Source organism: Sphingobacterium sp. B29 (genome assembly GCF_001952815.1).
Classification (GTDB): domain Bacteria; phylum Bacteroidota; class Bacteroidia; order Sphingobacteriales; family Sphingobacteriaceae; genus Sphingobacterium; species Sphingobacterium siyangense.
In genome coordinates, this window is sequence record NZ_CP019158.1 from 4,644,003 (window position 1) to 4,669,680 (window position 25,678).

Consider the following 25,678-nt stretch of genomic DNA (forward strand, 5'->3'; position numbering starts at 1 on the left):
TCAATCGTACAGACTTTCGTTTTTTCTCAAAAAACTGCCTATTTGTATCAAAGAAATAAAATAGACCTAAAACGTTTTAAGGTCTATTAAAAAGAGAAAGTACACCTCTTTTCAGTGGTGTACTTTCAAACCAATCATTATTAAATATGTATTATTTTACCGAAAAACGATACAGGGATTTCGTTTGATAAACTTGCCCGGGGTTTAGGACGGTTGTTGGAAAATTGAGCTGATTTGGGGCATCCGGAAAATGCTGCGGTTCGAGGCAAAAGGCGGTACGAAAGGAGTCTTTTTTCCCGTTCTTCAATTGCACTTGTTCATTCATAAAATTACCGCTATAAAATTGTATTCCAGGTTCTGCAGTCAGAATATCCATAACAATACCCGATTTATCTCCAATCACATGGGCTGCTTTGTACCAATCGCCATCTTTCTCCTTGCTTAAGACAAAGTTGTGATCATAGCCCTTTCCAAAGCTCAGTTGCTGATCATTGGCATTAATATCTTTTCCTATTGGTTTCAAGGTTGTAAAATCAAAAGCTGTTCCCTTTACCGGTGCTAATTGCCCTGTTGGTATTAGTGTACTATCCACTGGTGTGTATTCATTAGCAAACAATTGAAGCTGATGATCCAGAATTGTACCGCTTCCCTCACCATTTAAATTAAAGTAAGCATGGTTGGTCAAATTGATCACCGTCTTTTTATCGGAAGTAGCACGATAGGCAATCATCAATTCATTATTATCGTTAAGCGTATAAGTCACTTCCATCTGGATGTTTCCTGGAAAACCCTCGTGTCCATCAGGTAAGGTGTAAGCAAAAGTAAGAGACGATTTATCTGACGATTTTAAGGTCCAATTGGCAAAATGCACACCTTTAAAACCTCCATGCAGTGTATTAGGACCGTTATTTACCGCCAATGTATAGGTTTTATCATCCAACTTAAATTTTCCCTTAGCAATCCGATTACCAAAAGGCCCTACAATAGTACCAAAAAATGGTTCTTTGGGATTATTATAATCAGCCGCTTTAGAAAAACCCAAAACAACATCGCATAACTCCCCCTTATTGTCAGGCACCCATAATCCCACTAAACGTGCACCAAAATTGGTAAAATAAGCTTGTACGCCATTTTTATTGCTCAGTTCATATAGATAAGCCTGTTTTTGATCAATAGTTCCGCTGAACTGTGCGGTATCCATGTAGGCCGATAAAGAATCTGCTTTTGAAGTTTTGGAACCAGTCGATTGCTGACAAGACACACAAAATGCCAGCATTGCAGAAAGACCAAGCAAGGTCAATTTTCCTCTCATTCGTAATATTTTAAATGGTTTATAATCTTTGTTTAGATAGAACATACGTCCTTTTCTAGATTTTTTATAATTTTAACGCTTACAATATATAAGCTAAAGTCTTAAATTTTTCAGAAATTTTAAGATTAAATTGTTTCATTTTAGCACTATTTTGTATCAATAACCAAATGATCATGATCAACCTAAAGCCTTTACGTCTTCTATTTTTTCTGTTGCTCCCCGCGTTGCTCCATGCACAGCCCTATTATTTCAATCATTATCAAATCAATGAAGGATTGTCTAACAATGCTGTCATTTGTAGTATGCAAGATAGTCAGGGCTTTCTTTGGTTCGGTACAAAAGATGGGTTAAATCGTTTTGATGGTAATAATTTCAAACATTTTGATGCATCAAAATCTGGAAAAAATAGTTTGGGGGGCAATAATATCATTTCATTGAAAGAAGATTTTCGAAAGAGAATTTGGATTGGTACAGATCAGGGAATCTATTGTTACAACCCCGTCGATGAACAATTTAGACTGCTGAGTAAACAATTTGAAAATGCGGACGTCCCTGTTATTATTACCGATCAACGCAAAAGGATCTGGTTTATATCAAATGGAATGCTCTATTGCCATGATTTAGTTAGTCATGCAATTCAACAATTTACAAAATCAGATCTCTACATTACGTCCATCAGCTGCACAAAAAATGGAGCGGTATTTTTTGGAACTCCTGAAGGCAAAATCTTCCAAATAGGTCCTTCCGGAAAACCCGTACTCATGCTTGACTTTCAAGCAAAATATGGTGCTAAGGATTGGTTTAGTATTGAGAAAATAATGGAAAACCGCGACGGAGACTTATTGATTGGTACTTCAAAAACTGGTGTTTATAGCTATCGCTTTCGAGATAAATCCCTTAAGTCTATCCTTGGACCAGATCAACTGCATCAATTTCTCTATGTCAGAGATATTATACAGCCAAATGATCATGAATATTGGTTTGCAACGGAGTCGGGCCTCTTCATTTATCAAATTGCTAGCCGACGTTACATCAACATTCAGAAAGAACAAGAAAACCCTTGGGGCATATCTGACAATGCCATTTATAACATCCTACAGGATAAGGATGAGGGTATTTGGCTGGGAACCTATTTTGGTGGGATCAACTATTATCATAAGAACAATAGTATCATCGAAAAATTCCTCCCACAAGATCGCCCCGGGGGCCTAAAAGGCTCTGTTGTACGCATTATCAAAAAAGATATCGATCAGAATATATGGATAGGCACCGAAAATGGAGGACTATCTAAACTGGACCCTAAGTCGGGTAATATCCAAAACTTTTCCGATAAGCAGGGGAATCTGGCAAACAATAATATCCATGGCGTTCTTCCTATTGGTGATAAACTACTGATCGGCACCTTCGTCAATGGCCTGGACATATTTTCGCCAAAGCTTCAAAAAGTCATTTATCACATCGATCGCAATAACAATGCAACCCCTTCTGATCTACAAAGCAATTTTCTATTTTATCTCTATAAAACTCGAAAAGGAGACATTATAGCTGCATCAACTCGTGGCTTATACCGGTTTAACTTTGAAAAAAAGTCCTTTCACCTCATTGATAATGTCCCCGAATACATGTTTTACACGACTATTTTGGAAGATAAAGAGGGAAATATCTGGCTAGGTACATGGCGCGATGGGCTATTTTGCTATAATCCGACCACACGTTATTTCAAACATTATACACATCATCAGAATGACCCCAATTCTTTGCCTAACAATAGGGTCAATAGTCTATTTGAGGATTCAAAAAATCAAATTTGGATCGCCACTGAAGGTGGAATGGCTAAGAAGAAATCAAATCAGGACAGTTTTGAAAACATTGGCCTGGAAGAAGGAATGCCCAGTAACGTAACGCTCGCATTTTTAGAAGACAAACAACAGAATCTCTGGGTAAGTACCTCTAAAGGGCTGGTACGCTATCATCTGCCCAATGGCAGAAAACGGATCTTCAACTTGGAGTCAGGCCTACCGACGATTCAGTTCAATTACAATTCATCTTTTGATGACGACAATGGGAACTTCTATTTCGGTACCATCAATGGCCTTATACGTTTCAATCCGGAAAAACTAAACCAAATTAACTATAAGAATCAAATACCGATTTATATCACTAATTTTTACATCAACAATAGAGCGATCAATCAATATACCGATGCAAGTATTTTATCCAAATCAATCTTATTCACAAAAAATATCAAACTAAAACACGACGAATCATCCTTCAGTCTTGATTTTGCGGCATTACACTACCAAGCCCCCCATTCTATTCACTATAGTTATAAAATGGATGGTCTTGACGACAATTGGATAGACATTACAAGCAATCAACGCGCTTATTTCACCAAGTTAGCTCCCGGTAATTACGTTTTTACCGTAAAAGCGGAGGATCCAAATGGTAACACAATACCCACCTTTGCTAGTCTTAAAATCACGATTCTTCCTCCTATTTGGGCAAGTATACCAGCTTTTGTTTGCTACGCACTAATCCTTATGGGGCTCATTGTATTTGTGATTCATCATTTCAATGAAAAGATCAAGCAACGCAATCGACAACACCTTCTAACCGTACAAAATCTACGTGAGCAAGAACTCTACCGTTCAAAAATCAATTTTTACACCGATGTTGCCCATGAAATACGCACACCGTTGACATTGATCAAAGCCCCCTTAGAGAAGCTTATGGATAAGGTAGATCACAATCCTGTAACAGACAAGCTATTATTGACCATGCAGAACAATACGGAGAAGTTGATTGCGCTTAGTAACCAATTACTGGATTTTAGACAGGTTGAAACGGAAGGATTCAAATTACACTTTGAGTCAGAAAACATAAGCCAAACGGTTCAGGAAATCATCAACAATTTTACGGTCACACTCCAGGCACAGGGAAAGCAGATTGTGTCACACATTATGCCGGATATTATAGGTCAAGTCGATATCGACGCATTCGACAAGATTTGTTACAACTTATTGAATAATGCCCTTAAATATTCCTCATCCTATATTGAAGTGAATTTGAATATGGATAAACAGAAAAATATCTTTATATTGACCGTGAAAAACGACGGAGCTTTAATTCCTTCAGAAGAAAGGGAAAGAATTTTTGAACCATTCAATCGTTTAAAGCAAAATAAGAATGTTCCCGGAAGTGGTCTAGGCTTGGCATTGACAAGATCCCTAACCTTAAAACACCAAGGTACCTTGTTATATAGTACAAACGACCTCCAATTGAACGTATTTAGCTTGACGTTACCTTTGAATCACAATACAAACCCATAATTATGAATGCCAAATCCAATTTATTATTAGTAGATGATCATACTGAACTGCTTGAATTTATTGCGGATGATCTCAATGAGGATTATCAGATAACGACGAGTTCTAATGGAAGGGAAGCCCTAGATTTATTAGCCTCTGAATATTTCGATCTGATCGTAAGTGATGTAATGATGCCAGAAATGGATGGTTTTGAGCTCTGTCAAAAAATTAAGGAGGATATCGCTTATGCACATATTCCAGTTATACTTTTGACAGCAAAAAATAGTATTGAATCAAAAATTCAGGGTTTAGAATTTGGTGCCGACGCTTACATTGAAAAACCTTTTTCGCCCGCTTTTTTAAGAGCACAAATAGCCAGTTTATTAAAGAATAGAGTTAAGGTCAAGGAGTTTTTTATTAAAAATCCGATGTCACAAATCCAACAGATCGGGCAAAATCAAAGTGAACAAGAGTTCTTGCTGAAGATTGAAGAAATCATTATGCAACATCTCGATGATCCCCAGTTTAATGTCGATAGAATGGCCGATATTCTCTGCATGAGCAGACCTACACTCTATCGCAAAATCAATGTGGTATCCAGCCTATCACCCAATGAACTGATTAATTTAACTCGGCTCAGAAAAGCAGCAGAACTGCTTATTCAAAAACAATATAAAGTTTACGAAATTTCTAATTTATTGGGCTACAGTTCCGCTACTCATTTCTCACGTAATTTTCAAAAGCAGTTTGGCCAAAGTCCTACCGAATTTCAGGACGCTCAAACTGCTTTATCTAAATCTTAACCGAGCAAATAATCATATCTGAATAAAAATAGGTGTCCGTCCAAGCGTGCACCTATTTTGTTGATTCAACTTGGGCAAGTGTTGCATACTGTGCTGCATAAGTGAACATAAACATTCCTTCCAAATCATTCTTACTTTTATCATTTGCCCAGCCTCCAAGCAAGTCATTCGGCAGAAATCCATCTTTCAAGAAGTGGGTATAGCCGTAATCCAAGTTATCCTGAAAAGATTTTGCATACAGTCCAGCCTTGCTATAATTGGGAAATATAGCGGTATATCCTCTTAACAACACGCCGTTAAACCAATTATTAAAACCATCTGTCGCATAGGTATAGTGCTCAGGAATCTGCTGCCCTAACTTTCCAAAATAAGTAAAAGTCGCATCGGCCAGTTTCTTGCCATCTTCTAAATAGCTTTTTGCTTTCGTAACACGATATAAGTCGGCGGCTCCAGAAATCATCGTTCCACTGTTATAGGAAAATGCAGTGCCGACCGCTTTTCTGAGCTCGGTATTTTTTCGGTATTGTACACCGTTGACCGTTTCATAAGCGATCGAACAATCTGGAAAACAATCACCCATCATATCCGCATAAACACCCTTTTCATTAAGAAGATATGCCTTTTGCCAGTCATAAATCCTTTTAGCATAACGGAGATAAAAATCGCTCTTCTTCTCTTTTTCTGAAATACGAGTTAGTTTATCTTTCGGATCAATGGAATGCGCAACGATTTGATCTCCTTTCTTTTTATAGATTTCATACAATGCAACAAGCGGACTAATAATCGGTGCATTACTACAGGCATGCTTAGTTACATATCCTGGGCCCCATGGGATTCCACCATGCTCTTTCCCTTTCTCATCCAAAGTACAATCCCAACCATCAAGAACATAGGCAGTAAGGTACTCAGCTTCTTGCAAATAGCGTTCTTGCCCAGTCAAATGATAAGCTTCCAATAATTCCCGTACTAGCCACATCTGATCATCATAGACATTCAGTACTCCCGTTACATTTGCTTTTCCTTTTTCTCGGACGCGATCGACAGCATACACCGTCCATTCTTTATGTTGTGTAAAAGATGTTAGCGTAAATGTCCCTAAATAATAAGCTGCATTTGCATGAAGCTTAGCCAATAAATCCACATAGCGGGAGTAATACTTTCCGTAAAGCTCGCTATTACCCGCCTTTTGTTGCTTTTTCAAGCCGCTCAACACAGCGTTTACAGCTTCTATGGACGCAGAGTACATCCATACACTCGCTTTTTCTTCCGATCTAGCCTGCGTAAATGGATTATAAAAACGATGCATTTTGAAATCGTCACCGGAGAAATAAACTTCCATTGATCGATCAATTAACTGAATTGCTCGTAAAAGATTCTGTTGGTTTTTATGTTGATCATGTACTGATCTTTGGCTGTGCAATTCTTGCGCACAAACCTGTTTTACACAGAGCGGTGATACTGACAGAGAAATTAGAGAGAGTGCCCAAAAAGGCCGGATGGAAAAGAATTTGATCATGACGTGGTTTTAAATTGATTAAGTAGTCTTTCATGCGCATTGGTAGAGCGTGATAACCGAGGTTGAAGATAAGCATTTTTCGGACAAAAAAAATCGCATTTTTTGAAATGCGATTAAAAAATATTTGCCCTTTAGCTTAGTTAACCAAGAACTTTCTCGGTCAACTAAGCTGCCACTGGCTGACGATGACGATTCACAAATTGCTTTTTCAATAGATACAATTTGTAATGGTCGTACAAACCAATGATTAAAAGAACAAAACAAACCACGTAAAATGTCTTATTCGATAAATAGGTGAATGAAATACCGCTCACAAGCCCTCCCATGACATAGGCTCCCACGATACTCAGCAGTAAATGGAATTTGTCGACCAATGCCTTATTGCTTCGGTTCGACTCCTTAGTGAACATCGAAATCAATATTGCTAAATCTGTCGTTAGCCCTGTCAAGTGTGTCGTTTTCACAACAGAATTCGATATGCTCGCTGTTAAACCATTTTGTAATCCCATTGCAAACAGCAATGCACCTACAAGAATCTCTGTTTCTTTCAAAGAATCCTCATAAAATACATCAAGATATATCCCGACAAATAATATACTCAGTATTTCCAATGCCAAAGGAATGGAATGTGTCAGATAGGAGCTAAAACGTCCTTTACCATGAATGATGATAAGATTCGAAAGCATACTCCCGACTAGAAAAAGTAAAATCCAAAATAGCACTACTGCACCTTGATACCAATTTCCTTTCGCAATCTCTTGCGCAAAAACCGCATAATAACCTGTTACATTGGATGTAAACGAGAAAAAGACAATGACAGATGCGACATTGACCATTCCCGCAGAGAATGCAGTTATTCCCCCTAATTTGATATTATCTTGAATCGTTCTATGATTGCTATATTTTCTCAGCATATTTTTCCTTTCCTCCTTTTTTCAGCACAATTCGTGCGATTCCTTTCGTCTGCATATCCAAGTTAAGATGCAGTATCAATTGGTTTTTATTCAATTTTTGTATGACAAAGCTCTCTATAAGCTCATCATTTTTCCGAAGCTCAAGGATATGGCCTCGTCCCTTCAAAAACCAATTGTATTGTTTGTCCTCATGATGGGCAATAAAATTTTTGTCACCCATTTTTTCAAAATGCCATAATCCATCCTGCAAAGGTGGAAGGTGAGCGATTGCAGCATCTTTTATTCCCTCATGGATAACCGCCTGTTTTTTGAACGTTGGAGACTTCTCCACTTTCTCAAAGTACCAACCTTGCTCTTCCCACTCTCCTTCTAAAAGCCGCTCGGGGTTTTCATAAAACATAACCATTGAACTAGCTCCTAAAAGCAAAAAGGACAACAAGACGAAGTTGAACCTTGCCAATATTTTTCTCTTAATAGTTAACATCCCATTTCTTGTTAAAAAATAAATCCGCCAAGACATTTCCTCCTGTTTTGTTTGTCCCAGGTCTTGCGACAATCGAGACATTCTTCTGTTTACTTTTACTCAAGTGAAGCAAAGCCTGTCCGACGTCGAAAAAATGCCGTGTTCTTTTTTCAAATTCATAATCTGTGGGAACTTTGACTTCATCAATCCGAGCTCCGCGCAAATAATGTTGTAAATAATTGAGATTGTCAGAGCCGATGATATCTGTATAGATATTTAGCTTACGATTTTCATAACGATGACAGATCATCTGGCAGGCCTTCAAAAAGTCCTCCGATTGAAGATTACTGAGTTGGTCATCCAATGTGATTCCCAATAGTTCGCTGATCGATGTACTGCTCTTATTACCATAGACAAGAATGATATCAAGTTCTTCGGCTTTCGATTGCTCTATACTATGAATCACAAAAAAAAGTGAATCAATCGTAAAATCACTTGGAATCAATACACGCATTGCCTTTGCCATATCCAATTATTTTTATACAAAATTAATAGGTCATCATGGCAACCGAATGAATCTGGAATTAACTTTCTATTAGAATTTTAAGACCGATATTAAAATGAGATTAAAAAAAAGATGCAGATTAAAATGGGATTAAAATTTAGTTCCGGCTTTGTAATATAATTCCGCTAGTGCCTTTCTGTAGTCCGTAACAAGCTTCTCTTGCTTGATCCGCATTTCGATCAGCTTGTTTTCCCTACTATTAACTACAAACAAGGTTGATTCACCCAGTTCAAACTTATTTAATTCCCCCCGAAGAAGCAGTTCCTGATTACTTATATTGATCGATTGAAGTTCAATCTGTTTACTGTAAGCATTTAAATCATTATATTTTTTAACGACTTCATTGTAAATATTTCTTTCGGTCGCAACCTGTTCAAATCTCAGCTGATCTTGCTTAATCCGTACCTCTTTGAGCTTCCCACGTTCGGCGCGAATAAAAAGTGGAAATGCAAATTCAAAACCTACTTTATAATTCTGCCAATTAAAATCATACTGCGGTGGTACAAAATCATTAAAACCGTGACGGCTAGAAATGAGCGTGCCTGACACATTAAATTTAGGTTTAAGCATTTCTTTTCGATAACGTTCCTCAAATAGAAGTTGTTGATTTTTACTCGCCAACTTTATCATTTCGGGATGAGCAATTTTTGCCGAATCAAGTAGCGCCTCGATCACACTATTATCTGGCAAAATAACAGGATCTTCGAGCTTATGCGGTATGGCATGATCGGGAAGTTCTACTGGAAATTGTTGATCATTCCACAGATGATTGGACAATACAATTTTCGCGTTTTTAAGTTCAACTTCATACTTTGAAAGTTCTATCCGCCGTTCTTTTACAACGACCGAAGCTTCGATGGAATCAATTACAGGTTTATCTCCCAGCGTCGTCTGCTCACTGATTGCTTTAAACCGTTGATCAGCCAATTTTACACCCTCCAATAAAAGCTGATACTGCTGATAGGCAAAATACCAATTCCAATAATCTGAAAGTGCCTGAAACCAAATGGCATTTATTTGTTTTATCTTTTCGCCTTCGAGGTAGCTGATCATAGCCTTTGCCTGCTGCAGCGTATTTCTTCTGCTATCGACGATTAAACCTTGCCCCAATGGAATACTTAAACCGATTGCGGAAAGCCCTGCATTATTTGTTCGGGATTGCGGGTTTGTATAATCACCAACATTTCGATCATAAGCAATTTTCAGATCTGCGCCAGCTAACCAAAGAGGAATTTTTAGCTCACTATTCCACTGATTATAATAATCCGTATTGCCAAAATGCTTATTTTTAAAACTGGAATTTAACGTCGGATCAAACTTCCCTAAAGCCTGTGTTACCTGGGCTTTTGCAGTTTCACTCAGCAGATTCACTTGTTTAACGATTGGATGATTGGCCATTAAAAGCTCTTCCATGTCATCCACGGTAAAAGTATTCCTTGCTCCATACTCCTTTTCCTGAGCCGAAAGATGAGGAGAGAAAAAAAAAGCACAACACGATAAAAATAAAATTCAATTTATTCATATAACAATTACTTTTTCTCACTTTCTTTTGGTTCTCTTTCCAAACTCGGCGGAAAGCCATTCAACTGTCGCCATATCTCATACCATAATGGGACTTTATTTAAAATAACCCTTCCATAAGCACCTGAGCCCTGATTTAACTGAACAGGCCAGGGTTCATCTCCTTCCGGAACAGGAACTGTTGCACGTATCAAAATCCTAAATCGGCCATTCGTACTACTCACTTTATCGATGACTGAAACTTTTCCAGCAAAGGTACCGACCGCGACAGACGGCCATCCGGAAAATTGGATCGATGGCCAGCCATCAAATTGTAGCCTTACATCACTTTCCGGCTCAATCAGTGGGACATCCATTGCGTTTACATAAAGTTCTACGGCAAGCTGTGGTTTTTTAGGCTGTAATGTCGCAACGGACTCACCCTCCTTCATATTTTCACCAATTCCTGCCTTAAAGGTTTTTACAATAAAACCATCTTGTGGAGCCCTCACGACATATAACCCCCGTCGTACATCAATATTGGATATCTCATTTCTCAGTTTGGCGATATCCCCTTGTACTGAGGCTTTGGAGGAAAAAGCCGAACTTAAATCGGACTGCGCTTTCGCCAATGATTCATTATACTTTGCGCGGATGTTGTTTAATTCGATACTGGCATTTGTTAATGATTGTCTTGAATTCGACAACTTGTTATCTGCACTTACTACTTTAGCTCGATCATTTTGCAGATTTAAACGCCTTGTTTCGATATCTGTTAACGAAAATAAGCCGTCACGATAGCCCTCTTCGTACCGTTTGAGCCGCTTTTCACTGGTCTCAAAAAAACTCATGACAGCGACCAATTCTGCACTATCTATTTTTACCAGATTTTGAGCTTGGATCACCTTATTTTTAGCTGACGCAAGCTGAAAATCAAGCCCATTTTTCAATGCTTCAATCTGTGCTTCAGTGGCTTTCATTTTTTGATTAGCAGCATTTTCTCCGCTTTGTTTGGCATTCAATTGCTCTTCTAACCGCAATGGTAACATGGGATCAAAATAAGATTGAGAAGTCTCCGAAAGCACTAAAATCGTATCACCTTTCTTCACTTCCTGCCCCTCAGTAACGGCCCAATATTCAATGCGGCCACCAATCTGATTTTGGATAGTCTGTGGTCTATCTTGTGGACGTAAAGCAGTAACCGTTCCTACTCCAGGAATTGTCTGCCTCCATGGGAGAAAAAGTGCTAGTACAAAAACAATCCCAGAAAACACAAGAATTCGCCCCAAGACTAGGGATCCCCGCTCTTTCAATAACTTATCAACCGCATCATGGGAAAGATCTCTCCATGAGAGCGTTTTCTGACTCGAACGATCCTTATTAATCAACATAAACCGCAGCGTCCTCCTCCAACGCAAGATCCGTTACAGCCGCCAATTTGACAACTCCAGTAAGCATATCAAAAATAGTATTCAAATTTGTCATCAGTTTTTCAATGGCATAACCAATTTGAACGATGACAACTTCAGCAGCAACAAATTGACCAAAAGTCATTTGCCGCTCAACAACAAAATAAGATCCAAGCAAGAGCATCGCTCCAAACAACAGGGTGCGAAGTAGGACAGAACCAATAAAAAAACGCTTTAAAACCTTAAAATGATCGTTCCTCGCCCCTAAATACTTACTGACAATATAATCTGTTGTTTTTGTCACTTCGTTCATTTTCGTCTCATCAGCACGATAATGGTCAATTTGTCCGGCAACAGCTTCCAAATAGGCTACCGTCTCATATTTGTATTCAGACTCTTCAATACTTGTTTTCAACCCTCTTTTATAGTATAAAACAAGTATCGTAATAACAGAAAAAATGACAATAAGGCCAAAGGCCAGAAATGCAGGATGATAAAATGATAATAAGACCACGCTAAAGAAAATTGTCACCACTGCAGCGATGATATCGATCAAAAGTTTGATAATTCCCTTTTGGATAATGATAACATCAAAAAATCGGTTGACCAACTCCACAAGATTTTTTCCAAGTAACTCTTTAGGTTTAATTCTCGGCAGGCGATAAGAAAATTCAACCGCCGATTTTAGAAAGATTTTCTGCTCTAAATACTCGACTAAGGTCAATTGTCCGATCAATAATACCCCGCCCACAATCACGCCAAATAACACAAAAGCAATTAAGATATAGGTAGAGCTATACATCGCTCCATTGCTTAAAAAATTAAAGATAGCTGTTATCCCTATTGGAATAGTCAAACTAAAAATACCGATGACGATGGCATAAATAAATATATAATTGATCGTTTTCCGTTCAGTATGTAATAAGCTAGCCAACCGTTGCAAAGGTGATGGTCCGCCTTGTATATGCCCCATAAAAAATAGATAGAAGATAAGTTATAAATGATGAATTTCAGCTAAAAACAACAGTAAAAACTCCGATCGATCATTCAATTAGTCCGATCTCTCTGTTTCTAATACTTGGTTGTTCCTTAAATGAAATTGTAGAGGGAATTTGACTCTCGACTTTACGGAGTGCAATAGCGACATTAAAAAAATTGCGTGTTTTCTTTTTATAGGTATAATCGCGTGGTATTATGACCTCATTCACAGACTGCCCTTTGAGGTAATGCTGCAAATAATGACTGTTATCGGTACCCAAAATATCCGCAAAAATACTGAGCTTACGGTTTTTATAGCGTTGATAGATTCCGCTACAGGCTTTTAAAAAAGATTCAGATTGAAGTGTTTCCAGTTGATCTTCCAATCCAATTCCGAGTAATTCACTCGCAGAAGTGCTGCTTTTATTGCCATACACAAGAATAATATCGATAGAATCAGCCATTGACTCTTCAATACTTTGACGCACAAAATGGAGTGAGTCAACTGTAAAATCACTAGGTATTAATATACGCGTTGTTTTAGCCATGCCTTTTTTTAACAAAGTTAAAACGCACATATGGCAACGGAATGAATCTAAAATTAGCTTTCCATTAGAAAGCGAGCAACAGTATTAAAATGAGATTAGAAATGCAGTTGAAATTAAAACCACATTAAAATCGAAGGTAAGTGGGTAGTTCAATTTCTACAGTGGTGCCTTCACTCACAACAGAATTGACCTTCAATGTACCACCATGCAACTTAATAATATTTCTGGCCAAAGGAAGTCCAATACCATAACCGTCAATGCCACTCGTATTGGACGCTCTAAAATAAGGATCGTAGATATGATCCAATTCGCGGGAGGGTATTCCGATACCTTTGTCTTTTATTAGAATAAAGACTTTATTGTCCAATGCCCCTAAAGCAATATAAGCGGTTCTATCGGATGAATACTTACACGCGTTGCTGATAATATTGGATAGCGCAAGCTGTAACAAAATTGCATTTCCATTCACCTTAAGTCGCATACTATCATCTGGTAATAGACTGAAATCTGTGATAATCTTAAATTTATCATTGATGGCCTTAACAGTCAGCTCGGCGTCCATCACGATCTGATCAATACGAACGGGGCTAAATGCGGTCGCATTATTAACAAAACCTGTACGCGCCAACAGTAAAAGTGCTTTTGTTTTCTTTTCCAAATGCTCTGCCGACTCAATGATCTTAAATAATGTTCGTTGGTACTCCGCTGTTGTTCGTTCTTTGGATAAAGCAAGATCTGCCTGTCCTATGATGGATGTCAATGGTGTATTTAGCTCATGTGATGCATTGCTGATAAAGTTCTTTTGTGTTTCGAAAGAAGTTTCCAAGCGCGTCAACATCCGGTTAAATGTGAGTGCCAGGCCATGAAGCTCACCTTTGTATTTATCCTCATCCAATCGTTTATAAAGATTTTCCGAACCAATCTCTTGCACCTCTTTCATCATGGTTAGTATTGGCTTTAAGAACGAACGTTTCATAAAAACCGAAACAACGAATATAAAGAGAATCCCCAAAATCAGACTTATAATAAGCAGATTACGAAGGTAGGCCAAATGGTGTGTATAAAAGTAATTTTCAGCGGAAGCGCCCACAATATACTTTCGACCATTTTGCGAAAAATATTTAGTTGAATAGAATTGATTACCCGACTTGAAATTTGAGCTTCCTTTTTTATTGATTTTATCCCAAAGTTCTTGATGAAATCCTTGGCTTCTTAAAATAGCACCATTGCTATCAAATTCCACCAAAAATTCATGCTGATTATTGAGATTTTCTATAAAATCAAGGCTCCACTGATCAGCCTGGGAGGCGGATTTACTATTCAGAAATTTTTCAGCAGCAATATTTCGCCGCAGATCGAGCCGTTTATAAAAATCTGTAAAAGCAAAATTTGTAACGGAATAAAAAATAAAGCCAACAAAACAACTCACATAAATGACCAGAATTGCAATGAGATAAATAAGCTTTCGATTGTAATTGTGCATTTTTAAATATTCAGTCTTCTATTTTTAGAACATATCCCATACCAATAACCGTGTGGATCGCTTTTTTGCTCGTTATTTTTTCAATCTTTTTTCTCAAATAATTCACATAAACATCGACGACATTTGATCCAATATCGAAATTTATCCCCCATATTTTGTCCAAAAGCTCCGTTCTCTCAAATACCTTTTTGGGGCTCTGAATAAACAATAAGAGTAAACGATACTCTGTACTTGTCAGATTGAGTTCCTGCCCCTCACAGTAGGCTATTTTTTTATAATCATCGATACTCAGAAAACCATAACTAAATGTGTCTTTCGAGGGCTGTAACTCACGTTGTGTTGCCTGTACGATAGACTGTTGCCTGCGGATCAATGAACGTATCCGAGCCTTCAATTCAATTAGCTTAAAGGGCTTGGAAAGATAGTCATCGGCACCATTATCGAGTCCGAGCACCACATTTTCTGGAGTACCAAGTGCAGTCAGCATCATAACAGGTAAATCGGTATACCCCCACTGTCTGATCTGCTTACAAATATCCAGGCCATTGGTTCCCGGCAAAAGAATGTCCAATAGCACAAGAGAGACATCTTGCTTCGCCAAAAGCTGTTCCAGACCTTCCGAACGCCCCAGATGAATGACCCTATAGCCATCCTCGCCTAAGCCTTGTACGATCAAATCAGCAACATCCTGTTCATCTTCAACCAAAATAATTTTTTGCTCCTCCATATTCGTCATGATGTGTAGCTCTCTGTAATGAACTACGATCCAAACCATAAAAATAACGTTTTGACACAAGAGACACAAATCCCATTTTTGCCCGAATCCACACAAAAAGAATCTTGCTCTATTTTGCAAAAGAGAAAGCGCTGTGTTCATCGATCGTGAAACAGCGCTTTCGTCCTAGTATTTAATTGGTTCAGCTATAATTCTACTTTACCCATTAACGGGTCTGTCTTACTTGATTTACCAGTCTCTATATGTCCAGCATAGCGGAATTTGACCGCATGATCTTCTGAACACGTTATTTCGATATCATACCAACCTTCACTCTTGCTGCAATCGATTTCAACCAAAACAGGATCATCCTTGCGCATTGCTTTCGCATGGAAAAGATCATAGGAACAGTCTTTAAGAAATAAATCCCAATTTAGCGACTCTGATTGTACACAAAGAATAGGCTTTCCAGCAACTACTTTCGTATACACATCAATAGCTGGAATATGCGACTTTGCGCCTTCAATCGCACGATAGAAACCATTAGGGCCATGCAATGCAAATGATATGTACTCTCCTACAATTTTATCGAGTTCCCATTCATACGCTAATTGATCCCCTTCCCGTACCGTAAAATTCCAAACTTTACCCGCCGCATGGCCATCATACGCCACATAGGAAATAACATGATAAGGCAGACCCGCTCCCGCTTTAGCTGTATTGAGCCTTCTTTCCAAGGTTGAGCTGATGGAAAGCATCGTTGGTGTATGCTGTACTTTTAGCTGCAATTCATAAGGTAAAGCACAAGCATCCTTCCATCCCTGCTCTTGCATCTGCATAGCTGCATGATACTGACCTGTCGATTTGATTTCCTCCAGTTTTTGGCTGTCGATTTTCACAAAATCTGTTGGGAGCTTTTTATTCCTGGCGGAGAATATACGTTCAACATACCCGTCTCTGTCTACCGGATTAAGCCTTGTTTTGGAAATGTTATCTACAGGACGAAAAGACGTTGTTAAGTCGCCACAGACCATTCTTCGCCATTGACTGATGTTTTCTTCCCGTATCACCCTACCCGTTTTCTTCTCCAAAAAATGTTCTAAAAATTGAAGACAGGAGGTGTGGTCAAAAACTTCGGAATTGACCCAACCACCCTTAGACCAGGGTGAAGCTATCACCATTGGTACGCGATAGCCCAAACCAATAGGACTTTCAAAACTTACATGATTACTATTTTTCCTTTTTCGCTCCTGTTCTAGCGTAACATATTCATCCGAAGTGTCGATTTCTGACACGGCACCCTGATCTTTGTTCGTGCTCAATGGCGGAACAAAAGGAGCGATATGGTCAAAATATCCATCATTTTCGTCATAAGTTAAGATGAAAATTGTCTTTTTCCAAACCTCAGGGTCTTTGGTCAATATATCGAGGACTTCGGATACGTACCATGCCCCATACCAAGGTGAGCCCGGATGATCCGAAAAACGACAAGGTGCCACTAACCACGACACTGTAGGTAATTGGCGATCTTCAACATCTTTTCTAAACTGATAAAAAACATCTCCGGCTGGCACCTCAACTTCCTGCCGCTTTCCACCTTCTTTATAACTTAATTTATCAAGTTTGTGAAAGTTGGGATCAGCTAGATTAGTCACAAATGCATTGTGATGGATATCTTTTTCGAACTGGGATAGCTTTTCAAAATTCTCGGGCGTATAATGAATGACATCCCTTTTCAAATCCTCCAATTCCGCTTTGGCTTTGTGCAGCAATTCTTCTTTTGGATTTGTTTCCAAAAATTTATGCAGCTCTTTTACCCGTTCTTTCATCCACTGATAATGTGCCAAATGATATCTTACACCATATTGTTGGTGAAACTCCAGGTTGTTATCTGTAAAATTGGCCAACCAATCTTCCTCTTCTCCTTTAAAGCCTACTGGTAAACTTAGTTCATTTTGATAAACTTTCCACGAGACCCCTGCTTTTTGCAGTCGTTCAGGATAGGTTTTCCATTTGACATCCTTGTAGTTGATCTGACCATTGTCTACATGCGCAACAGATTCGGGATTACGGGGTTCTTCGCGCACTGTACCAGTCCAAAAATACGATCGATTAGCGCTCGTTCCCGTCAGTGAAGAACAAAAATGCTGGTCACAAATTGTAAATGCATCTGCAAAAGCATAATAAAAAGGAATATCCGCACGGTTATAATAACCCATTGTTAAAGGCATAGCCTTATATTCTGAATTGCCAGAGCTCTTTGCTTCCAACCAATTATCCATTTTCCCGTCATGACGAGCAGCAACCATATCACGCCAACCATGCGGAAGCGACCCCATCCAAGTCGATTTACTATTGACGATATCTAAATGGAAAGGTGCAAAATATGCACCTTCCTTATTTCCTTGTATCCATACAGGTAGGCCATTCGGCAATTTCATCGCGCGGGGATCGTTAAAGCCACGTACACCCTTCAAAGTTCCAAAACAGTGGTCAAACGATCTGTTTTCCTGCATCAAAAAGACAACATGTTCGGCATCCAAAAAAGTTGATCCTTTTGGAGCTTCAATCGCCAAGGCTTTTTGTATTGATTCAGGCAGCCAGTTTATGGCGACTGTACTCCCTGCCAGCATGGCTGCTTTTTTTTAAAAATACCCTCCTTGAATCCATTATTTTAACCACCAAGTCTGTAAATTAATATTGTCATTTCCGCCAAATTGTAATTTGATCGCATCAGATACATTCGCCGTATTATTATTGTACTCATCTTGAGGATACATCCAGCGATAGGCTGTTTTCACATTCGCCGATTTACGGAAACTCGGATATCCCGTGCGCAAATGATCAAAATAAGCCGAGTATCCCCCCTGATGAAATGAGCGCAGGTATTTCTGCATCAAGATACGTTCGAGCTTTTGCTCATTGGAGCTAGCTCCGTCAAGACTTACCGAATTTTGTTCAAGATATTTGGCCGCTTGTGCTTCATTTGTATAAGTTCCCAAATTTTTCGCATACTTTTCATAAAATTTGAACGATGCCTGTACTCCTTTGGTATACGTTGCATTGAGATCGCCCGTTATCCAACCTTTCAAAATGGCTTCAGCCAAAATAAACTGCATCTCCGAACAGCCCAATAAGACCAATGGCTCAGCTGTGGGATCTTGATAAAATCGTTCGTGGACTTTCGATAATTTACCTAATACGGCTTTTGCATTCACCTGTGCATAAGGAACAATCGGATCTCCGCCTTCATAAGCCGTAAAGTCATTAATCGCTTTACCCGCTTCTTTACCCAGTCTTGTTTGTGTAGCGACGACAAATAACCGCGGATCTTTCAGGTCCTGCAATCGTTGGATAAAAGTGGAATCCATATACATTCCCGATCCATAACCGCTAGAGTTAAATTCAGGATAGCGATTACCCTCTTGATTCAAAAAGATGAGTTGCCCATCTTCAGCACCACTAACATCAGTGATTCTAGACTCATTGGTAAATATTTTTGAAAATTCTGTTGCTGCATTAAATGGAAGATCAGTCGTTTTCTTCGAAAGCGTCAATAATACTTTTAGGCGAAATGAATTGACTAACTTGTTCCAATTGCCACTATTTCCACCATAAATAATATCCCCATTTATGGTGTTATTGTTCTTCTTCAGAATAATACTTGCTTCCTCGAGCTCCTTCAATACACCCACCAAAACGTCTTTCTGTGTATCGTATTTCGGCGCAAAAATTGCCGAATTTTCACCCTTTGCTGCTTCTGAATAAGGGACATCACCAAACGTTAAGGTAAGATTATAAAAATAATACGCACGGAAAAATTTTGCTAATGCCAAATAACTTTCAGCGCCAATACGTTCAGCTTCTTCCGTCATCTTGGTAATATTGCGAAGATTACCATATTGCTCAAAGCTTCCCCTTTGCCAATTATAAATTTGATTCGCATTTTCACCATCTGTTTGCACAATCATTTTCAAGGCATATAGTGGTGAGGTACCATGCCAGGTCCGAAAAGCATCCCATTCTACCTTCGTCAATAAAGCTTGCGGGTGGGTTGTTGTCGCTTCATTTGGATTAACATTTACTTCAGTCAATTTCTGACAAGAAGTCATGATTGAAAGAGAAAATAATCCAAGAAATATATGTTTATTAAATAATTTCATCGTACTACGTTATTAAAACTTAAAATCTAGAGAAAAACCAATATATCGCGTGGAAGGATCTTGTAAGTTTCCATCGTTCCCAACACCAAAATCAGGATCGATATAAGGTACTTTCTTCCACATAGCCAAATTATAGCCAAATAGTGATGCATTTAAGGCCGTAAGCTGTTTTAATTTAAACACCTTATTGACATCATAACCTACCGAAAGTCTACGCAGTTTTACAAATGATCGATCAAACACATTGGCAAACAGTTTACTCTCAGACTCTGTAACTCTGGCCTGGTAAGGATAATTTTGACTCCAAGCCTGCCAATCAACAGCTTTTGTATTACTTGTATACGTTCGGGTATCTGAAGTAATATTACCGTTCACGTCGCGGGTAAGCTCACCCCCTGTTACGATCACCCCATCTGGTACAAAAACTGGTTTCCCTGCATCATATTGTTCCTGACGATATAAGACCGAAGAAGGATGCTTTCCACCCCACCACATTTTTTCTATGGTTGTCGAATTCATCACGCCGCCAATAGATCCGTCGAAATCAAGATTTACCTGAAATCCCTTAAATTTGAACTGGTTTGCAAAACCAAATTGCCAGTCCGGTTGAAAGTAACCTAAATACTGTGGAAATGGATTTTTGGTCGGCATACCCGTATTCGGATTCAAGATAACCTTACCATCAGCCGATTTTTCCCAGACAGTACCATAATAGCTGTCTGCACGATCGCCTTTTTTAAGATTACCGTATTTCGCTTGGTTATTGTAAATTTCTTCCAAACGCTGAATTGCACGAGACCAGTTAACAGTAGACGTCCACGAAAATTGTTCATTTTTAATTATATTCCCTGTCAAAGAAATCTCCAATCCTTTTGTACGGTATTTATTTCCATTTACTTTACGCGAAGTAAAAGCGGATGCTTGGGAAATACTCAAATCGATGATCTGATTTTTATCAACAACATTATAGTACGTTACATCAGCCGAAAGCCTATTTTTAAAGAAAGCCATAGAAGCACCAATTTCTAAGGAAATGGACTGCTGCGGAAGGATATCAGGATTAATAATACCTACAGGATAGGTTACTGATGGCGTCGAACCATAGGTAACATCTTTTTTATAAGTCGCAGCAATGCTATAAGGATCCAGATCAGAAGATACTGATGCCCAGGAACTGTACAATTTAACAAAGTCAATTTGCGCTGGCAGTTTAAAATAATCGGAGATAACACTACTTAGCGAAACCGATGGATAAAAGAATGACTGATTTGCCTTTGATAATGTGGATGACCAGTCATTTCTTCCTGAAAAATTCAGATAGGTCGACTTAAACACATTTAAATTTACCGACGCATAAGCACTTCGGATTATTTTCTCAGTTGTTGTATTTGTTGCCTTAACTGGGCCTTGGGTATTGCCTAAGTTGTAGACAAATGGTACAACTAAACCATCTGTAGTTTGATAAAGTTCACGATAATCTCTTTTGAAAGTGGAAGATCCCGCATTAACGGTTACACCAAAATTATCAGACAACTGCTTAATATAGGTTGCTAAGACGTCCGCATCAAAATTGAGCTGCTTGCTATCCCAGTTTTTATAATCCCCATTCCGTGAATCGCCATAATTCATATAAGACTTAGGACTCTGCATGTCCTGGAATAGATTTTTTTGTCTTGCTGCAGCACGACCTTTGATGGTAAATTCAGGTGAAATACGCCAAGTTAAAGCAGTCTGCCCGGCCAAAATATCCTGATCGTATACTTGGTTCAACTCATTAGCTGCAAAATAAGGGTTGTTGTACCAAGCATAGTTATAGTTTGCTTGACGATAGCCTTCCTGTCCCGGAATATAGAGGTGATCCTTTAATTCCTGTCCATTTACATCATTTCCCATCCACAACAGAATCGTATACATATGATTTTTAGGTCCATATCCATACCTTGGATAATTTGGAGATTTCACTTTGTTATAGGATAAGTTAAGATCTAATTGTACCTCAGGAGTAAAACGGTAAGAGGTATTCAAATTTAATCCACCTGTAGAAAGCTTTGTATTGGGCACCTGACCTTTTTGATAGGCATATTTTCCTGTTCCAAATATGCTTACCTTTTCCGAACGATACGATAATGTCGCATTATTCTCGGTAATCAGTCCAGTTCCAAGGAAATCCTCTAAATTGTTATGTGCGACCCAATCAATCGGCACTCTTTCATAACGTGACTTATCATTATACTTGGTTCCACTCACATCACCCCACCAAGGAATCACTTCACCAGTTTGCTTATCACGAATCGGACTGTTCCATTGTGCCACCTTTATTCCGGAGTTCAATTTGGGTCCCCATGTCATATCTCCATCTGAAATCCCCCCATCAGCACCATCCCAAAACTCATATTTACCGTTGGATCCACTTCCGAACTCCTTCTGCGATTCAGGAAAAACTGTAAATCCAGCAGAAAACATATTACTGGTTCCAACCGAAAACTCCAGCCTATCGCTTTTTGCACTTTTGGTTGTAATTAAGATCGCGCCATTTTTACCGCGTGATCCATATAAAGATGAAGCGGCTGTTCCTTTCAGTACATTGATATTCTCTATGTTTTGACTGGACATGTCGTAAAAATCAGATTCTACAGGAATACCATCTACGACAATAAGTGGGCTCTTACCACGCAATTGAAAAGATGGTGCCTGAAAAATCCCCGTTGGATTATTAACGATAAGACCAGATACTTGTCCCGTTAGCGCTGTACCAATATTCATTGTTTTAGACTCTTTAAGTACGTCTAATTTAACTTCTTGAGTAGCGTAACCAATTTGCTTCTTTTGTTGCTTGATACCAATTGCCGTGACAACAACCTCATCCAACTTTGAATCATCCTTTTCCAAAACCACCACAAGATCCCCATCTGTAGCAGTTATTGTAGCTGTTTTATATCCTAAAGAAGAAACACGGATTTGGTCGCCAACCTGACCTTTCAGATTGAATTTACCATTAAACTCTGTACGCGTACTCTGTTTGCTGGTTTCATTGATGATCGTGCCGCCGTCAATAGGTTTGCCGTCCTGATCCTTAACAATCCCTTTAATAATAGCTTGATCGGCAATTTCGAGCTTTGTAGTTTCATTCGCAAAGTTTGCCCATACGCTATCGACATGTGCCGCATTCAGCAATGCAATAGCTAAGGTCATCTGAGCTGTTTTCCTAAATTGAGGTAGTTTAATAGGTTTCATTATTTTGAATTTTGCCCAAAAAAATGAAACCTATATTACTAGAAGATGAGTAGTATATTAACAATGCAATCTTAAAGATTGCTTAACTTAACATTAACATCGTTCGCGCTGCAACGTCTTATACATCAACTTGCATATTGAGCTTCCGAGTGCTTCGTCGAACCGCATAGATGACTATAATGAAAATAATCCAATCTATCGCCGCGCTCGCTACGTAAATGCTGTGTACACCAAAATATTTTGGTGCAATAATTAAGATAGGAATATAAAATACAACCTGCCGCAATACACTGATAAAAGTCGCAGGCTTGGCATGATCAATGGAAGGAAACCACACCATCGCCATAAAAATAAATGGAAGAACCAATAAAACACTCATGTAAATTCTGAAATCCATTAGCTGCTGTATTGAAAAAATCGCTCCTGGGATCATGATCGATATCACAGCAACGGGATGCAGCATCACCAGCAACCAGAACGGAAGCAGAATCAGCAGCCCAGTAATGGCAAATAAACGGTACGAATTGATACTTCTCGTATACTGCCCAGCACCATAATTCATCCCCGTTACAGGCTGCAAAGCCCGCATAAGCCCCCATAGTGGGGTATTTAATAAAATATAAAGCCGATTGATCGCCGTAAAAAACGTAATATCCATATTATTTCCGTAATTGGCCAATGCGTTGAAGACAACAATATTCTGGATTACAATCATGACCATCATGACAAAGCCGGGCATTCCTAATGAAAGCGTTTCTTTTAAAATCGATAAATCCCAAGATAAAGACCAAAACTTTGTTTTGAACGAAGCCTTTCCCCCGGCGTAATACCATACACCTAAAAATGTGTAGATGATCATCGATATATTGGTTGCCCAAGCTGCCCCTGATACACCCCAACCAAAGTGTTCTATAAAAACCGGTTTAAGTAGGACATCAACAAGCAATCCTATTGCAATCATCCAGGCCGCAGTTTTCATACGACCCTCTGCACGAATAATCATGTTGAGGGACAAACCATAAATCCAGAAAAAACTACCCAATATGGTTGCTCGAAAGTAATCCACCCCAAGAGCCAATATATCACCTCTACCCCCCATCATGTAGACTAATTTGTCGGCAAATGCATAGCAAGGGAGCGTAATTATAAGAGAAAAAATAATAGCCAAAAAATGCACCGTACCAAATGACCTATGTAATTTCTCCTGTTGATCCCCACCTATCCAAATACTAATTGCTGCCCCCATACCTGTTCCGATCAGGGTACCAAAACCTTGTGCAAATTGGGCTAAAGGATAGGTTACACCGACAGCTGCCAACGCTGTATTGTTAATCAGATGACCAACAAAAATACCATCCAGAAAATTGTTCAGACCATACAGGACCATTGCAATCACGGCAGGCCACGACATCTGCCACATCACCCTACTTAACTTACCGTTTAAGATCAGTTGTTTCTGTTTCTCCATAACCTATCGTAAACGTTAGGCCTGGATTTCTTCACTCTCACTACGGCGATCTGTAGCAGATTTATCTTCAGCAACTCCAGCTTTCCAATACGAATAAGCATAAAGCTCCTCTCTTCCCCAACCGAGATCCTTACGCAAATAATTGCGAATCTCCTTAACTGTCGAAAATTCAGCAGCTACATAAGCAAATTTATCCGCTACAGGCAAGGATCTGATCTTCACCAAATCCGCCAAAAGGCTACCTTCCTGTGGCGTATCATTATGTAACCAAATAAAATCAATAGCAGCCTTAGTCTTCAATTGCTGTATATCTTCGCTACCATGTACTTCAATCATACAGATTCCCTTTGCCAAAGGTGGCAAATCTTCTAAGATTGCCCCCAGAACAGGAATTGCAGTTGCATCCCCAACAAGGAGATAGTTAGCTGCAACTTCATATAGAGACGTCTTACCTGCTTTCATCAGAATCCCAAGCACGTCGCCAGGTTTTGCAGCCATAGCCCAAGCTGAAGCTGGCCCCTCATCACCATGGGCAACGAAATCAATCCATACTTCATTTCTATCAAGGTTGATACCGCGATGTGTATAAGTTCGAACTGTTGGCCTAATCGCCTCATCCATCGGCTTCCACTGCCCTCGTTCATAATCAAATTCTGGAAAATAAATGCGATCTACATGCTTTGGCGGAATCAAGATCTTGTTATTGACTCCGACGGTCGTATTAGCGATTTGATCTACACCATCACCAGTCAAATAAACACGAATATAATGTGGCGTCAGGTATTCTTTTCTACTTACAGTCAGGGCGAGCTGTATTACTTTCATTTCAGTTTTTCCCATGATTTTCTAATTACGTACATATTTGATCAAAAGACCATTATTAAGAATCTTTCTAAACAAAGGTAATTATTCGACTTTTATCAAACCCGATTCATGCGCTATTAAAACTTCCGTAAGAAGGAATAAAAGGTCCGTAAAGTGTAAAAAAAAACTATTCCACATTACAAGGTATTTTTTAGCTTACTCGGTGGGATTCCAAATTTACGTTTAAAGGCGTCCGAAAAATGGCGTTGATTTTTGTAACCAACCAAATCAGAAACTTCACCGATTGTTCGATCTTCATCTAAGATCAGTTTCTTGGCATGTTCCATTTTTGCGTCATGCCAAAAACCAAAAACAGTCGTACCAAATAGCTCCTTAAAACCTTTTTTCAATGTGAATTCATTGGTACCCACCAGATGCGCGAGATTGACTAGTGTACTATTGGTATCCATATTTTTTAGTAGAAACTCACGAACG

Annotated in this window: 19 protein-coding genes; 2 read left to right on the forward strand and 17 right to left on the reverse strand. The window is 38.9% G+C overall.

Features of this window, described 5'->3' with window-relative positions; all coding sequences use genetic code 11:
• Window positions 1–151: 151 nt before the first annotated feature.
• Complete coding sequence (locus BV902_RS20080) at window positions 152–1,312, reverse strand: aldose epimerase family protein (RefSeq protein WP_075994891.1); 1,161 nt, start codon at window positions 1,310–1,312, stop codon at window positions 152–154.
• 173 nt (window positions 1,313–1,485) lie between these two features.
• Between BV902_RS20080 and BV902_RS20085 the strand changes: the two genes are divergently transcribed.
• Both BV902_RS20085 and BV902_RS20090 read left to right on the forward strand, forming a co-directional pair.
• The gene (locus tag BV902_RS20085; RefSeq protein WP_172840714.1) at window positions 1,486–4,641 is read left to right on the forward strand and encodes a sensor histidine kinase; all 3,156 of its coding nucleotides are present in this window, start codon (window positions 1,486–1,488) and stop codon (window positions 4,639–4,641) included.
• 2 nt (window positions 4,642–4,643) lie between these two features.
• Window positions 4,644–5,423, forward strand: a complete 780-nt coding sequence (locus BV902_RS20090; RefSeq protein WP_075993465.1) for a response regulator transcription factor — start codon at window positions 4,644–4,646, stop codon at window positions 5,421–5,423.
• A gap of 52 nt (window positions 5,424–5,475) precedes the next feature.
• Here BV902_RS20090 and BV902_RS20095 read toward each other — a convergent pair whose 3' ends face one another.
• The 16 genes from BV902_RS20095 to BV902_RS28195 form a co-directional block, all read right to left on the reverse strand.
• Window positions 5,476–6,939 carry a glycoside hydrolase family 76 protein gene (locus BV902_RS20095; RefSeq protein WP_083663684.1) on the reverse strand — a complete coding sequence of 488 codons (1,464 nt, stop codon included), beginning with the start codon at window positions 6,937–6,939 and terminating at the stop codon, window positions 5,476–5,478.
• Window positions 6,940–7,103: 164 nt separating this feature from the next.
• Window positions 7,104–7,853: a YoaK family protein gene (locus tag BV902_RS20100; protein WP_075993467.1), complete on the reverse strand. Its 750-nt coding sequence runs from the start codon at window positions 7,851–7,853 to the stop codon at window positions 7,104–7,106.
• Window positions 7,837–8,337: a hypothetical protein gene (locus tag BV902_RS20105; protein WP_075993468.1), complete on the reverse strand. Its 501-nt coding sequence runs from the start codon at window positions 8,335–8,337 to the stop codon at window positions 7,837–7,839. Before BV902_RS20105 ends, BV902_RS20100 begins: the two co-directional genes overlap by 17 nt.
• On the reverse strand, window positions 8,324–8,842 hold the full coding sequence (locus BV902_RS20110) for a hypothetical protein (protein WP_075993469.1): 519 nt from the start codon (window positions 8,840–8,842) through the stop codon (window positions 8,324–8,326). The genes BV902_RS20105 and BV902_RS20110 overlap by 14 nt, the downstream gene beginning before the upstream one ends.
• Window positions 8,843–8,971: 129 nt before the next feature.
• Entirely contained in the window at window positions 8,972–10,294 is a 1,323-nt protein-coding gene (locus tag BV902_RS20115) for a TolC family protein (protein WP_083663685.1), read from the reverse strand.
• Window positions 10,295–10,410: 116 nt separating this feature from the next.
• A complete protein-coding gene (locus BV902_RS20120) occupies window positions 10,411–11,772 on the reverse strand; it encodes an HlyD family secretion protein (protein ID WP_075993471.1) in 1,362 nt (453 codons plus the stop codon).
• On the reverse strand, window positions 11,762–12,763 hold the full coding sequence (locus BV902_RS20125) for an ABC transporter transmembrane domain-containing protein (protein ID WP_075993472.1): 1,002 nt from the start codon (window positions 12,761–12,763) through the stop codon (window positions 11,762–11,764). Before BV902_RS20125 ends, BV902_RS20120 begins: the two co-directional genes overlap by 11 nt.
• Before the next feature lie 70 nt (window positions 12,764–12,833).
• Entirely contained in the window at window positions 12,834–13,316 is a 483-nt protein-coding gene (locus tag BV902_RS20130; RefSeq protein ID WP_075993473.1) for a hypothetical protein, read from the reverse strand.
• Between the two features lie 124 nt (window positions 13,317–13,440).
• Window positions 13,441–14,799, reverse strand: coding sequence for a HAMP domain-containing sensor histidine kinase (locus BV902_RS20135; RefSeq protein WP_075993474.1), 1,359 nt, complete (start codon window positions 14,797–14,799; stop codon window positions 13,441–13,443).
• Between the two features lie 10 nt (window positions 14,800–14,809).
• Window positions 14,810–15,574: a response regulator transcription factor gene (locus tag BV902_RS20140; protein ID WP_227550161.1), complete on the reverse strand. Its 765-nt coding sequence runs from the start codon at window positions 15,572–15,574 to the stop codon at window positions 14,810–14,812.
• 146 nt (window positions 15,575–15,720) lie between these two features.
• Window positions 15,721–18,147, reverse strand: a complete 2,427-nt coding sequence (locus tag BV902_RS20145; RefSeq protein WP_075993475.1) for a phosphocholine-specific phospholipase C — start codon at window positions 18,145–18,147, stop codon at window positions 15,721–15,723.
• Window positions 18,148–18,183: 36 nt separating this feature from the next.
• Window positions 18,184–19,677, reverse strand: a complete 1,494-nt coding sequence (locus BV902_RS20150) for a SusD/RagB family nutrient-binding outer membrane lipoprotein (RefSeq protein ID WP_075993476.1) — start codon at window positions 19,675–19,677, stop codon at window positions 18,184–18,186.
• A gap of 12 nt (window positions 19,678–19,689) precedes the next feature.
• Complete coding sequence (locus BV902_RS20155) at window positions 19,690–22,911, reverse strand: SusC/RagA family TonB-linked outer membrane protein (protein WP_216640378.1); 3,222 nt, start codon at window positions 22,909–22,911, stop codon at window positions 19,690–19,692.
• A 118-nt stretch (window positions 22,912–23,029) separates the two neighbouring features.
• A complete protein-coding gene (locus tag BV902_RS20160; RefSeq protein ID WP_075993477.1) occupies window positions 23,030–24,379 on the reverse strand; it encodes an MATE family efflux transporter in 1,350 nt (449 codons plus the stop codon).
• 15 nt (window positions 24,380–24,394) lie between these two features.
• On the reverse strand, window positions 24,395–25,219 hold the full coding sequence (locus BV902_RS20165; protein WP_070567954.1) for a siderophore-interacting protein: 825 nt from the start codon (window positions 25,217–25,219) through the stop codon (window positions 24,395–24,397).
• A gap of 161 nt (window positions 25,220–25,380) precedes the next feature.
• Window positions 25,381–25,653 carry a helix-turn-helix transcriptional regulator gene (locus tag BV902_RS28195; protein ID WP_237241744.1) on the reverse strand — a complete coding sequence of 91 codons (273 nt, stop codon included), beginning with the start codon at window positions 25,651–25,653 and terminating at the stop codon, window positions 25,381–25,383.
• Window positions 25,654–25,678 lie beyond the last annotated feature (25 nt).